The 14,764-nt window shown below is 58.2% G+C and carries 16 protein-coding genes; 8 read left to right on the forward strand and 8 right to left on the reverse strand.

What is annotated here, in order from left to right:
* Window positions 1–3: 3 nt before the first annotated feature.
* From lapB to yciH, 3 genes are all read left to right on the forward strand, one after another.
* The gene (lapB, locus tag CWM54_RS03015) at window positions 4–1,173 is read left to right on the forward strand and encodes a lipopolysaccharide assembly protein LapB (RefSeq protein WP_008807790.1); all 1,170 of its coding nucleotides are present in this window, start codon (window positions 4–6) and stop codon (window positions 1,171–1,173) included.
* Window positions 1,174–1,364: 191 nt separating this feature from the next.
* Window positions 1,365–2,102 (forward strand): orotidine-5'-phosphate decarboxylase, encoded by a 738-nt coding sequence (gene pyrF / locus CWM54_RS03020; RefSeq protein ID WP_061154903.1) that lies wholly within the window; start codon window positions 1,365–1,367, stop codon window positions 2,100–2,102.
* On the forward strand, window positions 2,102–2,428 hold the full coding sequence (gene yciH, locus CWM54_RS03025; RefSeq protein WP_100695913.1) for a stress response translation initiation inhibitor YciH: 327 nt from the start codon (window positions 2,102–2,104) through the stop codon (window positions 2,426–2,428). Before pyrF ends, yciH begins: the two co-directional genes overlap by 1 nt.
* A 129-nt stretch (window positions 2,429–2,557) precedes the next feature.
* On the opposite strand, the gene osmB is transcribed toward yciH, so the two are convergent.
* From osmB to CWM54_RS03060, 7 genes are all read right to left on the reverse strand, one after another.
* Window positions 2,558–2,776 carry an osmotically-inducible lipoprotein OsmB gene (osmB, locus tag CWM54_RS03030; protein ID WP_002901783.1) on the reverse strand — a complete coding sequence of 73 codons (219 nt, stop codon included), beginning with the start codon at window positions 2,774–2,776 and terminating at the stop codon, window positions 2,558–2,560.
* Window positions 2,777–3,050: 274 nt separating this feature from the next.
* Window positions 3,051–3,800, reverse strand: coding sequence for a DNA-binding transcriptional regulator YciT (locus tag CWM54_RS03035; RefSeq protein WP_100630918.1), 750 nt, complete (start codon window positions 3,798–3,800; stop codon window positions 3,051–3,053).
* A 71-nt stretch (window positions 3,801–3,871) separates the two neighbouring features.
* Complete coding sequence (locus CWM54_RS03040) at window positions 3,872–4,051, reverse strand: hypothetical protein (RefSeq protein WP_012542045.1); 180 nt, start codon at window positions 4,049–4,051, stop codon at window positions 3,872–3,874.
* A gap of 158 nt (window positions 4,052–4,209) precedes the next feature.
* Window positions 4,210–6,144 (reverse strand): exoribonuclease II, encoded by a 1,935-nt coding sequence (locus CWM54_RS03045; RefSeq protein ID WP_061154900.1) that lies wholly within the window; start codon window positions 6,142–6,144, stop codon window positions 4,210–4,212.
* An 81-nt stretch (window positions 6,145–6,225) separates the two neighbouring features.
* On the reverse strand, window positions 6,226–7,383 hold the full coding sequence (locus tag CWM54_RS03050) for a CMD domain-containing protein (RefSeq protein WP_100680012.1): 1,158 nt from the start codon (window positions 7,381–7,383) through the stop codon (window positions 6,226–6,228).
* 193 nt (window positions 7,384–7,576) lie between these two features.
* Window positions 7,577–8,365 carry an enoyl-ACP reductase FabI gene (gene fabI / locus CWM54_RS03055; RefSeq protein WP_100680013.1) on the reverse strand — a complete coding sequence of 263 codons (789 nt, stop codon included), beginning with the start codon at window positions 8,363–8,365 and terminating at the stop codon, window positions 7,577–7,579.
* Window positions 8,366–8,563: 198 nt separating this feature from the next.
* Window positions 8,564–9,106 carry a HutD family protein gene (locus CWM54_RS03060; protein WP_100695915.1) on the reverse strand — a complete coding sequence of 181 codons (543 nt, stop codon included), beginning with the start codon at window positions 9,104–9,106 and terminating at the stop codon, window positions 8,564–8,566.
* 210 nt (window positions 9,107–9,316) lie between these two features.
* Between CWM54_RS03060 and CWM54_RS03065 the strand changes: the two genes are divergently transcribed.
* Genes CWM54_RS03065 through CWM54_RS03085 form a run of 5 tightly spaced genes read left to right on the forward strand, consistent with a single transcriptional unit; the run spans window position 9,317 to window position 13,926 of the window.
* Window positions 9,317–10,162 (forward strand): transporter substrate-binding domain-containing protein, encoded by an 846-nt coding sequence (locus CWM54_RS03065; protein ID WP_061154896.1) that lies wholly within the window; start codon window positions 9,317–9,319, stop codon window positions 10,160–10,162.
* Window positions 10,163–10,173: 11 nt separating this feature from the next.
* Entirely contained in the window at window positions 10,174–10,893 is a 720-nt protein-coding gene (locus tag CWM54_RS03070; RefSeq protein ID WP_061154895.1) for an ABC transporter permease, read from the forward strand.
* 9 nt (window positions 10,894–10,902) lie between these two features.
* Window positions 10,903–11,634 carry an ABC transporter permease gene (locus CWM54_RS03075; protein WP_012968438.1) on the forward strand — a complete coding sequence of 244 codons (732 nt, stop codon included), beginning with the start codon at window positions 10,903–10,905 and terminating at the stop codon, window positions 11,632–11,634.
* A gap of 1 nt (window position 11,635) precedes the next feature.
* Window positions 11,636–12,430 (forward strand): ABC transporter ATP-binding protein, encoded by a 795-nt coding sequence (locus tag CWM54_RS03080; protein WP_008807802.1) that lies wholly within the window; start codon window positions 11,636–11,638, stop codon window positions 12,428–12,430.
* Window positions 12,427–13,926: an HAL/PAL/TAL family ammonia-lyase gene (locus tag CWM54_RS03085; RefSeq protein WP_100695917.1), complete on the forward strand. Its 1,500-nt coding sequence runs from the start codon at window positions 12,427–12,429 to the stop codon at window positions 13,924–13,926. Before CWM54_RS03080 ends, CWM54_RS03085 begins: the two co-directional genes overlap by 4 nt.
* Window positions 13,927–13,954: 28 nt before the next feature.
* On the opposite strand, the gene sapF is transcribed toward CWM54_RS03085, so the two are convergent.
* The gene (sapF, locus tag CWM54_RS03090) at window positions 13,955–14,764 is read right to left on the reverse strand and encodes a putrescine export ABC transporter ATP-binding protein SapF (RefSeq protein ID WP_004140269.1); all 810 of its coding nucleotides are present in this window, start codon (window positions 14,762–14,764) and stop codon (window positions 13,955–13,957) included.

Consider the following 14,764-nt stretch of genomic DNA (forward strand, 5'->3'; position numbering starts at 1 on the left):
CTTATGCTGGAGTTGTTGTTTCTGCTTTTACCCGTTGCCGCCGCCTACGGCTGGTACATGGGGCGCAGAAGTGCACAACAGTCCAAACAGGACGATGCGAACCGCCTGTCACGGGATTACGTGGCGGGGGTTAACTTCCTGCTCAGCAACCAGCAGGATAAAGCCGTCGACCTGTTCCTTGATATGTTGAAAGAGGATACCGGCACCGTTGAGGCCCACCTGACGCTCGGTAACCTGTTCCGCTCGCGCGGCGAGGTTGACCGCGCGATCCGTATCCATCAGAGCCTGATGGAAAGCGCATCGTTAACCTACGATCAGCGTCTGCTGGCCGTCCAGCAGCTGGGGCGCGACTATATGGCCGCCGGGTTGTACGATCGCGCGGAAGACATGTTCAAACAGCTGGTGGATGAGACCGATTTCCGCCTGAGCGCTCTGCAGCAGCTGCTGCAGATCTACCAGGCGACCAGCGACTGGCAGTCGGCGATCGAAGTGGCTGAACGGCTGGTGAAGCTGGGTAAAGAGAAACATCGTGGCGAAATCGCCAACTTCTGGTGTGAGCTGGCCCTGCAGCAGATGGCGGCCAACGATCTGGATAAGGCGATGGCGCTGCTGAAGAAAGGCGCCGCCGCAGACCGCAACAGCGCGCGGGTCTCAATAATGATGGGCCGGGTGTGGATGGAAAAGGGTGATTACGCCAAAGCGGTAGAGAGCCTTGAGCGGGTTATCGATCAGGATAAAGAGCTGGTCGGTGAGACGCTGGAGATGCTGCAGACCTGCTACCAGCAACTGGGTAAAGCCGAAGAGTGGGAAGTTTTCCTGCGTCGCTGTGTGGATGAGAACACCGGGGCCACCGCTGAACTGATGCTGGCGCAGATCCTCGAGCAACGGGAAGGGGTCGAAGCCGCGCAAAACTACGTTACCCGGCAGCTGGAACGTCACCCGACCATGCGTGTCTTCCATAAGCTGATGGACTACCATCTCAACGAAGCGGAAGAAGGGCGGGCGAAAGAAAGCCTCGGGGTGCTGAGAAACATGGTCGGGGAACAGGTGCGCAGCAAACCGCGCTATCGCTGCCAGAAATGCGGCTTTACCGCCCATACGCTCTACTGGCACTGCCCATCCTGCCGTTCGTGGGCAACCATCAAACCCATTCGCGGCCTCGACGGCCAATAAAGTCAAAAAAAATCCCTCTATTAGTTACAACATACTTATCGCTTCTCTCCACTCCACGCGCGGCCCCGGCAGCGCCATCGTCCGGCCAGCGCCAATACAGCAGCCTGTTATTTTGTTAGCTTCACAGGTAGAATGCTGCCCGTTTACCTTTTTTGCGCCGCCCTGGCGCCCATCAACACTAAGGTCTGGTCATGACGTCTACAGCTATCACATCTTCCCGCGCTGTCACATCCTCTCCCGTTGTGGTTGCGCTCGACTATGATAATCGCGATAAAGCGCTGGCATTTGTCGACCGCATCGACCCGCGAGACTGCCGCCTGAAGGTGGGCAAAGAGATGTTCACCCTGCTGGGCCCGCAGTTTGTTCGCGATCTACATCAGCGTGGGTTTGAGGTGTTCCTTGACCTTAAGTTTCACGATATCCCCAATACCACGGCTCGCGCGGTGGCGGCGGCGGCCGAACTCGGTGTATGGATGGTGAATGTTCATGCCTCCGGCGGCGCGCGAATGATGACCGCCGCGCGTGAAGCGCTGCTGCCGTTTGGCAAAGACGCTCCGCTGCTGATCGCCGTCACCGTACTCACCAGCATGGAGGCCTGCGACCTGCAGGATCTGGGCATTACCTTATCCCCGGCTGATTACGCGGCGAAGCTGGCAGCGCTGACCCAACGCTGCGGCCTTGACGGGGTCGTGTGCTCAGCTCAGGAGGCGGTGCGCTTCAAACAGGAGCTGGGACAGGCGTTTAAGCTGGTGACCCCGGGGATCCGTCCGCAGGGGAGCGAGGCCGGGGATCAGCGGCGGATTATGACCCCCGAGCAGGCCCAGGCGGCGGGTGTGGATTATATGGTTATTGGTCGCCCGGTAACACAGTCGGCCGATCCTGCCGCAACGCTGCGGGCAATCAACGTCTCGTTGTCAAAGGAGGCATAATGAGCGATTCCAATAGCCGCCTGGTCTACTCCACGGAAACCGGGCGTATCGACGAGGCGAAACCGGCGCCGGTGCGGCCTCAAGGCGATGGTATTGTCCGTATTCAGCGCCAGACCAGCGGTCGCAAGGGCAAAGGCGTGTGCCTGATTAGCGGCATCGATGCTGACGATGCCGCGCTGAACGCTCTGGCAGCAGAGCTGAAAAAGAAATGTGGTTGCGGCGGCGCAGTGAAAGATGGCGTGATCGAGATCCAGGGTGATAAACGGGATTTACTTAAGTCGCTGCTCGAGGCGAAAGGGATGAAGGTTAAGTTAGCCGGTGGCTGAGTGCTATTTCGGCAATAATTAAAGTAATGCTGAAATAACAAGGCCGCGGTGAATGCCGCGGCCTTGAATGATTTAACGTGCGTAAGTCAATTCGTGTGAATTATTCTTTTATTTCGTCAGGTAATTATATTATTTGCCAACCTGGTGACCAATAATACCACCGACTGCCGCGCCACCCAAGGTACCGAGTGCGCTACCGTCAGTTAACACCGCACCACCGATGGCGCCGGCGCCAGCACCGATCGCGGTGTTACGGTCGCGTTTAGACATGTTAGAGCAAGCGCTCAGAGACATTGCTACAGTGACAGCCAGAACGACAGCAGCCATTTTTTTGCTCGTTGAAGTCATCATTTTTTTCTCCTGAATAATCTATTCATGGATACTACGCTCCTTTAAGCATAGCCTGAAATAGCAGCTTTAGGGCAATTCCATGAAGTTAGGGTGCGCAGGTGTCACGAAAATCACGCAGGTGATAGTCACTTCCTGTTATATCGCTAATAATAATTTTACTTTTTTTTAAATGTATCGTCAGGTAAAAAATCTTAATTAGCGGCTCGGAATACTCTCAGAGCGTAATAACGCCCCGAACGGCGCTATGGCATGGCTCGGGGCAGGGTAAACATCAAGCGTACGGCACAATATCGACGGTCAGGCCGCTGTGCAGTAACTGGTCGCGGCAGGCGGCCGGCAGGCGATCGTCGGTAATAACGCGGTTAAAGCGCCCGGCGGGACCGAGGGGATAGGGATGAACCGCGCTGAATTTTGAACTGTCGCTGAGAATAATCGCTTCACAGTGCTTTTCCAGCACGGCGTTAACCACATCCGCACGCATCATATCGCGACCGGTAAAGCCGGTTTCTGCCTGCCAGCCATCGATCCCGATGAAGGCTTTGCTGAAATGCACCTGCTGGATGAACTGGCGGGTCAGCGGGCCCACCATGCTTTCACTGCGTTTCTGGTAAATCCCGCCCAGCAGGATCACCTCTCCCGGCGTCTCTTTCAGCAGATGGGCGATATAGCTGCTCACGGTAATGATGGTGATATCGCCGCGTTCGGCGAGGGTGCGCGCCAGCAGGGCGTTGCTGCTGCCGTTTTCGATGAATACCGTTTCGCCGGCGCTCACCAGCGCCGCCGCCCGGCTGGCCAGTTCACGCTTAATGGCGAAATGGGTCATCATGCGGGTTTCGACATCTTCACTGTCCAGTGGGACTGCATAGCCATGGGTGCGGCGCAAATAGCTCTGCTTTTCCAGCAGATTCAGATCCTGGCGAATTGTGACCTCTGAGACACCGGTCATCTTCGCCAGATCGGCGACGCTCATCCGGCCTTTATCAATGACCACTTGCAAAATACTTTGTTGTCGGGCGTTCATAGCAACATCACTGTTAGGGGGCTATATGGCGAGCAACCGGTATGAGTCACCGGTTGCGGCATGGGCGATAATCAGATTTCCCAGGGGGCCTTGGGCTGGTTTTTTTGCTCAGCGTCGTCCGCTGCCAGTGCCAGCAGCTCCGCTTTGAGGATTTCCAGATTATGGATCGCAGAGTGGTAATCACCGGCAACCAGAATATCCAGCACGGTATCGATACGTTGGGCGAGCAGGTGGGCATTCACATCTGACATGGCATTATCCTGGTAACAAAAACGAATGAAATCAATGATGCTAAAAATGAGTGAAAAAGAGAAGCGAAAAAAACGCACAACCTTAATCGGTGCGACGGAAATCGCTGGATGGAGAGGAAAGAAGCAGCGGTTCCCGGAGGAACCGCTGTGAAGGGGCGTCAGACTGCCGGACGCGCAATAATGCTGCGGGTTTCCATGCGGACTTCAGCGATGGTGACATCGATAACGTCAGTCACTTTGTAGACCACCTCGCCCTTGATCTGCACGGTGCCGTTCTCCTGGCTGCACACCAGTTCGTCGCGAACGGCGTGGAGGAACGGGGCCGGAATAAAGGCGACCGCGCCATTGTCCACCAGGCGCACGCGCATCCCGCCGCGGCTGATGTCGATGATCTCCGCCGCAAAGCGGGTATCGGTCCCGGCTTTATCGTTGAGGAAGCGAGCATACAGCCAGTCGGCCACATCGCGCTCAGCCATCCGGTTAAGACGACGGCGCTCCGCCATCTGCACGGTGGCATCATCCTGCGGGCGCGCAATGGTCTCGCCTTTGATGATGGCCTTCAGCAGACGGTGGTTGATCATGTCGCCATATTTACGGATCGGCGAGGTCCAGGTGGCATAGGCCTCAAGGCCGAGGCCAAAGTGCGGGCCCGGCTCGGTGCTGATTTCCGCAAACGACTGGAAGCGGCGGATGCGGCTGTCGAGGAAACCGGTCGGCTGGGCGTCCAGTTCGCGGCGCAGCTTGCAGAACCCTTCCAGCGTCAGCACCTCCGTTGGGTCGACGTGCACGTCGTGGGTTTTCAGCAGCGCCGCCAGCTGTTCGGTATTCGCCGGGTCGAAGCCGGTATGGACGTTATAAACGCCGAAGCCGAGCTTGTCGCGCAGAACGCGGGCGGCACAGATGTTGGCGGCGATCATCGACTCTTCGACAATGCGGTTGGCAATGCGACGTGGCTCCGCGACGATATCCAGCACTTCGCCTTTTTCGCCAAGAACGAAACGGTAGTCCGGACGGTCTTTGAACACCAGCGCATGGGTCTGACGCCATTCGCTACGACGCTGGCACACATCTTTCAACAGCGTAATTTGCTGCGCGATGGCGTCGCTGCCCGGTTGCCAGCTGCCGCGGCCTTCCAGCCAGTCAGAGACGTCGTCATAGGCCAGCTTGGCTTTCGACTCGATGGTGGCGGCAAAGAACTCGATGTTGTCTTCGATGGTGCCATCGGCCGCCAGAGTCATCTGGCAGGCCAGCACCGGGCGCACTTCGTTAGCGCGCAGGGAGCACAGGTCGTCTGACAGCTCGCGGGGCAGCATCGGAATATTGAAGCCCGGCAGATAGTTGGTAAAGGCGCGCACTTTTGCGGCCTTATCCAGCTTGCTACCTTCGGCAATCCAGGCGGTCGGGTCAGCAATGGCGACCGTCAGCAGCAGTTTGCCATCAGCAGTGGATTCGGCATACAGCGCATCGTCCATATCTTCGGTGCTGGCGCTGTCGATAGTGACGAAGTCGAGAGCGGTTAAATCGCGGCGCGTCAGCCCTTCATCGAGCATTTCCGTGGCCACGCCGTCCGGCGCTTCTTTTTCGAGGTTATGGCGCGCCAGGGTTACCCACCAGGGGACGAAGTGATCGTCGCTGAAGGTGATGAACTGGGTCAGCTCCGCGTAAAACCCGCGGTCGCCTTTTAACGGATGACGGCGCATCTCGGCGACGGCCCAGTCACCCTGTTTGAAATCATGCTCAACGCCACGGGCGGCGCGGCAGGGAATGGCGTCTTTCAGCAGCGGATGGTCAGGAACGATAGCGAGGCGATCGTCTTTCTTCTGGACTTTACCGACGAAACGGGTCAGGAACGGCTCAATCAGTGATTCCGGTTCGGCGCTTTCGCGATCTTTTTCAGAATGGATCACCGCGACGATACGGTCGCCATGCATCACCTTTTTCATCTGCGGCGGCGGAATGAAGTAGCTCTTCTGAGCGTCCACTTCGAGGAAGCCAAAGCCCTTTTCCGTGCCCTTAACGACCCCTTCAGCGCGCGGCGTCTGGGAATGCAGTTGCTGTTTAAGCTGCGCTAGCAGCGGGTTATCCTGAAACATAATTAGGTATTTTCGTGGCTAAAAGAGCGGCTGACATTTTTACGCGAATATGCCTGCCGCAGCAAGCGCTGTTTCAGCAATTTACGTCTGCTGACGCACATTGCCGAGGGCGATTTTCAGACGATTCATCCATCCGCACAGCCCGCTCCAGGTCAACAGATCGATCGCTTGTTCCGCAGAGAGTCCATATTCCGCGAGGGGAGTTAACTGGGCGGCGCTAAACCGGTCCGGCGAGCGGGTTAACAGCTGCACCGCGGTAACGAGGGCCCGGGACTGAGGATGCTGCTGGAGCCAACGATGGAGGGCCTGGTCGCCTTCCCGCAGGTGGCTGGCGAACTCTTCTTCACCGTGCCAGTGGGGGAGCCAGGCATCAAAACAGGTGGGACTGCCATTGGTGCGTGCCGTGAGTAAGGCGACCTGCGGGCCAAAGGCATCATCCGTGCTGAGCTGACGGATCAAGGTCTCCAGAGGCACGATCAACTGTGGGTCGCAGGCCAGCAGTGGGGCCAACTCGCCCAGGCCGTGCAGCGACTGCCAGCCAGCGATGCGCCGCTGGCGTTCATCATCGGCATACTGCAGATCGGGGTCCTCAAGGTCGCTCTGCCACTCTCCTGGTGGCGCGGTGAACAGTTCGGCGGGGGCCTCTTCTTGCTGAGGCATGCCGGGGATCCAACGCACCGGATAGCCCAGCGCCGCCTGCAGGACAGCAATCGCCCGGGCCTGGAAGCCGACGAAACCGATAATCTGGTTGATCAGGATAATATCCCGGCTGGTTAAGCCTACTTCGTCAAGCTGGCTGCGTGAGAGGGCGTTAATGACGGAGGGCGAACTGGCGAGCTGACGAGCGTACTGAGTGATCTGCGCCAGGCGACGGTTGCTCTCACGCGAAGAGTCAGGGCCAGGCAAGGGGGCCAGACGGGCGGCATAGTGGTTACACAACCGCTGGACGCCGTAGACCTGGGCGACAGTCAGCGCGGTGCTCAGGCGATCATAGGCGGTAAAAGTTTGCAGTCGGCTCACCGTCACCTGATCGGGAAACAGCCGCACTGCCAGCTGGCGAGCAGGATGTAGCCAGCCTGCGTGGATGTGTAGCCAGGCATCCGGCAGCGTCAGGTCCAGCAAAAAGCGGTCTTCAACATGGGCGGCTTCAGGGACAAGTGGCAGAACATCCACTGGGCAGATTGTTGACTGGGTTTCGTGATACCAGTGGTTTTTGCCATTCACGCGGCGTGGCTCCATGGGCTTTCCTTGTTCGGTATGTGGCGAACCGCCGTTCCGCGGATCGTTTATGCAGAACTATCCTGGCGTAACCCGGAAGCAGGAGAAAATATTGATACGTGCTAACAAATAGCCGATTGGAATAACAAGAGACAGCGCAACGGAAGGGAGTAAGGGATAGGCCCTCCTCACCAGGGTGAGGAGGGTATGGAACTTATTTCAGTTCCAGTTCGTTCATGGCGGCGATGCTGAACCCGCCGTCAACGTGAACGACTTCACCGGAGATCCCCGCAGACAGGTTGGAGCACAGGAAGGCTGCGCTGTTACCCACATCTTCAATGGTGACGGTGCGACGGATCGGGGTGACCGCTTCGCAGTGTGCCAGCATTTTACGGAAATCTTTAATGCCAGAAGCAGCCAGCGTACGGATCGGACCGGCAGAGATGGCGTTGACGCGAATGCCTTCCGGACCCATGGCGTTAGCCATATAGCGGACGTTAGCTTCCAGAGAGGCTTTTGCCAGACCCATCACGTTGTAGTTCGGGATCGCGCGCTCTGCGCCCAGGTAGGAGAGCGTCAGCAGGGCTGAATCCGGGTTCAGCATGCTGCGGCAGGCTTTAGCCATCGCCACGAAGCTGTAAGCGCTGATGTCGTGCGCGATTTTGAAACCTTCGCGGGTCACGGCATTGACGTAGTCGCCATCTAACTGGTCAGCCGGAGCATAACCGATAGAGTGGACGAAACCATCGAATTTCGGCCAGACTTTTTCCAGCTCGGTGAACAGTGCGGTGATGCTCTCATCTTCAGCAACGTCGCACGGCAGCACAATGTCAGAACCCAGCGCGGCAGCAAATTCTTCTACGCGACCTTTCAGTTTTTCATTCTGATAGGTGAATGCCAGTTCCGCGCCTTCGCGGTGCATTGCTTGCGCAATACCGTAGGCGATGGACAGTTTGCTGGCGACGCCAGTGATCAAAATGCGCTTACCGGAAAGAAAACCCATAGCTTTAATCCTTATCGTTATTGCTTATTTTTACTTTAACAATCATAGCGTTAACATTGTTATTTCAAAATAACTCAAATTTAGCCGGGAATTATATCCCACTGACGACCCCTTGTGTCACGATATTTTTCAGCCGGCCCGCGCCGCGCGGGGCAAAAGCTCATCGCAACGGCTCCAGTATACCATCTCTCCTGACGATTATTTGAGCGCGATCTCCGCCAGCAGCAGACGCCCATTGGCGCCGAGGGGCAATAGCTCGCCAGGGGATTCACCGCGCCAGCAGAGACCGCTGCCGGCCGCGCTTCGCTGCCCGGCCAGATCCCACTCGCCCTGAAGAACATAAGCGACCCCCTCAGTGGCAGGGCGTTGCTGGTCGTTTATCACCTCTACGCTCGCCGAGGCACGTCCGCGCTGAGTCATGATATTGAAGTCCAGCCCTGGCTCAACGATCCCGACGCTGGACAGCGCCCATTCACCGGGGAAAGCCCATGGCTGCCAGAGCGTCAGCGGATGGTCGATGTCCTCGCCGCACAGTCGTAGCGGTTGTCCCGCCAGCAGGGTAATCACCCGGTCGACGCCGGGGAAGGGGGAAAATGGACCATCTGCCTGCAGTGTGGCAATGCTCGCTCGCCAGAGAAAGGGAGCCTCTGCGGAAGGAACGGCGATAATTTCCCGGGTGGCACCGGCACCGTTCTTCCATGGCGTGATGGGTAAGGTGGCGATATCAAAAAAAAAGATCATGGTCTGCTCGGCGGAATTCAGAGGGTGGATGGTATTTGTTACATGTGTGTCTCAACATGCTTACAAATTATTTACAACAGGGTTCACAAATCCATCATCGAGCGCGTGTGTGGGTTTGTCAATGCTTGTATATACATGAGCAGTCATCTACGAATTATCTTATCGCAGTGACCAGAGCCATCATGACAAAACGCGATCGGGAGAATGAAAATGCAACAGCGTATTACTTTCCGCCAGGCCTGCCTGGTCACCCTGTTTTCGGGGCTACTGCTGTCTGGTGGCTCAACATACGCTAAAGAGTGGAAATCAATCACCATCGCTACGGAAGGCGGCTATGAACCCTGGAACCTGACGCTTCCCGGAGGGAAGTTGAGCGGCTTCGAACCTGAGCTCATGGCGAATTTATGCCAGCGGATGCAGATCGAATGCAAGCTGGTGGTACAGAACTGGGATGGCATGATTGCCGGACTTAACGCCGGAAAATATGACGTGATCATGGACGCTATTGTCGTCACCCCGGAGCGATCGAAGGTCGTGGCGTTTACCCAGGCCTACGCTGCCACGCCAGCCTCGTTTATTGCGGTAAAAGGGTCACTGCTCCCTCCGTCTCCGACGGTCAAGCTTCATGATGATGAGAAAGAGATTCAGGCGGCGATTGCGCCTCTGCGCGCGGCGTTGAAAGGGAAAACCATCGGCATCGCTTCCGGCACCGTGTACACCCCGTTTATTGACAAGTATTTCAAGGATATCGCTGACGTCCGGGAATATAACAACTCAGCGGATGCGATCCTCGACCTGCAGGCTGAGCGCATCGATGCCGTTTTTGATGATATTACCTTTGCCAACACCACCCTGTCGCGCTCGGAGAATAGCAATCTGGCATTAAGCGGTCCGCTGATAAGCGGGCCGATCTGGGGAGGCGGTGAAGCGATGGGGGTACGCCTGACCGATACCGATCTTAAAGCGAAACTGGATAGCGCTATTCAGGCGGCGCTGGCCGATGGGACGGTAAAAAAACTGAGTGAGAAATGGTTTAAAAGCGACGTTACCCCCTGAGTGAGGCTGTTATGTTGAATCTTCTGAGTTTTGGTGAAAACGGGTGGGGGACGCTGATCCTCAGTGCCACGCTGACCACCTTGCTGCTGTCGCTCGCCGCGCTGGCCGTCGGTGCGGCGGTGGGCGGCGTCATTGCCGCCGCGAAGCTATCCCGGCACGCGCCAGCGCGCTGGTTTGGCGCCGCCTGGTCGGTGGTATTCCGCGGTATCCCCGAATTACTGGTGATCTACCTGTTTTATTTTGGCGGCTCAGGGATGATTTCATGGGTGGGGCGTCTGTTTGGCGCTGATGGCTTTATTGAGGTTCCGCCCTTTCTGATTGGCGCCCTGGCGATTGGTTTGATCTCCTCCTCGTATCAGGCGGAAGTCTATCGTGCTGCTCGCCTGGCGCTGATGCCCGGTGAAGTGGAGGCGGCTACCGCTATCGGCATGCCGCGCTGGCGGATCCTGCAGCGCATTCTGTTGCCGCAGATTGTCCGTTATTCGCTGCCGGGGTTATCCAACGTGTGGCAAATGAGCCTCAAAGATTCGGCGCTGGTATCGGTGACCGGGATGGTTGAACTGATGCGCGCCAGCCAGATTGCCGCAGGCTCGACCCGCGAATATTTCCTGTTCTATCTGATCGGCGGCGGCTGCTATTTGATCCTGACGCTGCTCTCTAACCGCGCGTTTACCCGGGCGGAGAGCCATCTCAACCGCGCCTGGCTGCGTCGCAGCACCGCGCAGGCGTAAGGAGCCCGTATGTTTATCGATTTTGCCTTCCTTGGTGAGACGTTGTTAAAGCTCGGTGCGGCACTGCCGGTGACGCTGGGGCTCTTTATTTGCTCTTTTATCCTCGGCGGCGTACTGGCCCTCGGCGTTCTGGCGCTGCGAATGAGCCACTGGCCGCTGGCTAGCGGTTTCGCCAAAGGCTATATCCTGATCTTTCGCGGTTCGCCATTGCTGATCCAGTTGTTTCTCATTTATTACGGGCTGGGTCAGTTTGGGGTGATCCGTCACAGTTTCCTGTGGCCGCTGCTGCGCGAACCCTTTATCTGCGCCGTTCTGGCGCTGGCGCTCTGTACGGCGGCCTACACAGCGGAAATTCTTCGCGGCGGGTTGCTGGCGATACCGCCGGGTCAGATTGAAGCCGGTCAGGCTTGCGGCATGTCGCGCTGGCTGTTGTTGCGGCGGATCATTGCCCCGGTGATGCTACGTTATGCGCTGCCAGCCTACTCCACGGAGGCCATTCTGCTGGTCAAGTCGACGGCGCTGGCAAGCCTGGTGACCGTCTGGGACGTCACCGGGGTGGCGCAACAGATTATTCAGCGTACCTACCGGACGATGGAGGTATTTCTCTGCGCGGCGGCCATCTATTTGCTGCTTAATTTCATCATTGTGCAGCTGTATGCCCTGCTAGAACGGCGATTAACGCCGCATACCCGGCAAAACCCGGCGACCGTGTCGCTCAAGCCGATAACCAAAGGAGAGTAAGATGCTCGATTCACGTCCGGTGACCTTATCGGTCAGCGATATTCATAAGTCCTTTGGCTCCCTGGATGTCCTGAAGGGGATCACCATCCAGGCCCGGCAGGGCGATGTCATTTCGATCCTCGGCGCCAGCGGCTCCGGTAAAAGTACGCTGCTGCGCTGCATTAATCTGCTGGAAACACCCGATGCCGGGGTGGTCAGCGTCGGTGGCGAGACGATTGAAATGAAGCACCACGCCCGCGGGCATCGGCTGGCGGCGAATCCCCGGCAGATAGAGCGCCTGCGTTCGCGGCTGGGGATGGTCTTTCAAAGTTTTAACCTGTGGTCGCATATGACGGTCCTGCAGAATGTCATTGAGGGGCCGCATTATGTGCTCAAACGGGATAAACGGACCTGCATTGAACAGGCGGAGCAGCTGCTGGAGCGGGTGGGGATGTTGAACCGAAAGGATTTCTATCCGGCACAGCTCTCCGGCGGCCAACAGCAGCGCGTGGCAATAGCCCGCGCGCTGGCGATGGAGCCAGACGTCATGCTCTTTGATGAACCCACCTCTGCGCTGGATCCCGAACTGGTCGGCGAGGTGTTAAAGGTCATGCGCAGCCTGGCGGAAGAGGGGCGGACGATGCTGGTGGTCACCCACGAACTGGGATTCGCCCGCCATGTCTCCAATCGGGTGGTATTTATGCACCAGGGGACGATTGACTGCGACGGTGCGCCTGAGGCGCTATTTGGCACTCAGGGTTCCGCGCGCTTTAAGCAATTTATCTCCAGCCATCAACAGCCAGGACAGGTCGTATGAATATGATCCAGTGGGGCGATGCACCGATACGCTGGCAGGAGGTGGCTTGTGTCGCCCGGGGCGAGGCGACCTTGAGCCTCAGCGAAAGCGCCTGGGCGCGTATCGAGCAGGGGCGGGCGATCGTCCAGCATATCGTTAGCGCCGGTCAGGTGGCCTATGGGATTAACACCGGGCTGGGGGCGCTGTGCAACATTACGCTGCCGGAAGCGCAGTTACACCAGTTGTCGCGCAATACGCTGCTCAGTCACGCCTGCGGGGTGGGGCCGCTGCTGGAGGTCGCCCCAACCCGGGCCATTATGTGCGCCGCGGTGGCCAATTTCAGCCACGGTAAATCCGGTATCTCCGCCGGAATAGTGCGACAACTGCTGACGTTTTTGCAGCATGGCGTGACACCGCAGGTGCCCTCTCAGGGGTCGGTTGGCTATTTAACGCATATGGCGCACGTTGGCCTGGCCCTGATGGGAGTCGGCGATGTGCTATGGCAAGGGCGAACGTGGTCTGCGGCAGAGGTCCTGTCGCAGCTGAATCTGCAGCCCATTGCGCCGGGAGCGAAAGAGGGGCTCAGTCTGGTTAACGGTACGCCGTGCATGACCGGCCTGGCCTGCCTGGCCTTAGACGACGCCGAGCGCTTAATGAACTGGGCTGATGTGACCGGGGCGATGAGCTTTGAAGCGCTGCGCGGCCAGCTTGTGGCATTCGATGCCGAGATCCTGGCGCTGAAAGCCAGTCCCGGGATCCAGACCAGCGGCCAGCGGCTGCGTGAGCTGCTGGCGGACAGCCATCTTCTGGCCGAAAGCGAAGGTCTTCGCACCCAGGATGCGCTGAGTCTCCGCTCGATGCCTCAGGTGCATGGCGCCTGCCGCGACCAGTTTAGCCATGCGCAGACGCAGATTAATATCGAACTTAACGCCTGTACCGATAATCCCCTAATCCTGGGTACCCTTGAGCAGTGGCGGGTGGTGTCCCAGGCGCATCCCCATGGCGAATCGGTGGCAATGGCCTGCGATTTGCTGGCCATTGCCATGGCAGAGCTGGGTACCATCGCCGAACGACGCCTTGACCGGCTGGTGAATCCTCTGGTGAGCGGCTTGCCGGCCTTTCTGGTCGCCCGACCCGGGGTGAATTCAGGCATGATGATTGCCCAGTACGTCGCTGCGTCGTTGTGCGCGGAAAATAAGCAGCTGGCGCAGCCGGCGGTGCTGGATAATTTTGTTACCTCGGCTTTGCAGGAGGATCATTTAAGCCTGGGCACCAGTGCTGCGCTGAAATTGCAGCGTCTGCTCGGCAACCTCTATCAGATCCTGGGTATCGAATATTTACTCGCGGCGCAGGGGCTCGATTTTCACGAGCCGCAGAAGCTAGCGTCGGGGACGCGCCGGGCGCGCGATCTGCTGCGCCAAAACGTGCCCACCTGGGAGGACGATCGCTGGCTGGCGCCGGACATCGCCAACGCGGCGGCTATCCTCAAGCGGACGGCTGGCCACGCGCCGGTGTGAGGTCACCGGGCGAGGTGAATGAGATGGGCTATTTCCCGTCTTTGCGCCAGGCGTCGGCGGTGAGGGCTTCACCGAAGTGGCCAGCGATCAGGCGTCGGGTCAGGTCGTGCAGCGGTGAGGCCAGCACATCGGCGGTACTGCCGCGCTCGACCACTTCGCCGTTATGCATCACCAGCACTTGATCGCTGATGTGCTTCATCATTCCCAGGTGCTGAGTGACATAGATATAGGAGATGCCCTGTTTCTCCTGCAGCTCCAGCATCAGGTTAATGAGCTGGGAGCGCATCGACATATCCAGCGAGGCCAGCGCCTCATCGCAGACGATGACCTTCGGGCGCAGGATCAGCGCCCTGGCGAGGCCGAGACGCTGCTTCTGACCGGGCGCCAGCATATGGGGGTAATAGCTGACGTGGTCCGGCAGCAGACCGACCATGCGCAACGTGTCGATAATCTGCTTCTGCCGCGCCTCGGCGTCGAGGTCGGTATTCAGCCGCAGTGGAAAATCGAGGATCTGCGAGATACGCTGGCGCGGATTCAGTGAGGTCGACGGATCCTGAAAGATCATGCGAATCTTCTGGCTGCGGTAGGAGTAATCCCCGAAGGTCAGCGGATGGTCGTCGATCAGCAGCTCGCCGCTGGTGGGTTCCACCATGCCCGCCAGCATCTTGGCGAGGGTGGATTTCCCGGAGCCGTTCTCGCCGATGATCGCCAGCGTCTGCCGTTCGCGCAGAGTAAAACTCAGCGGCTTGACGGCCTCCACCGTCTGGCGGTGAAACCAGCCGGTGCGGTAGCGAAAGGTCTTACTGAGTTGGCGAACTTCCAGCAATGTTTCGACCAT

It is taken from the genome of Klebsiella sp. D-Nf1 (assembly GCF_002810515.1).
Lineage (GTDB): Bacteria > Pseudomonadota > Gammaproteobacteria > Enterobacterales > Enterobacteriaceae > Klebsiella > Klebsiella variicola.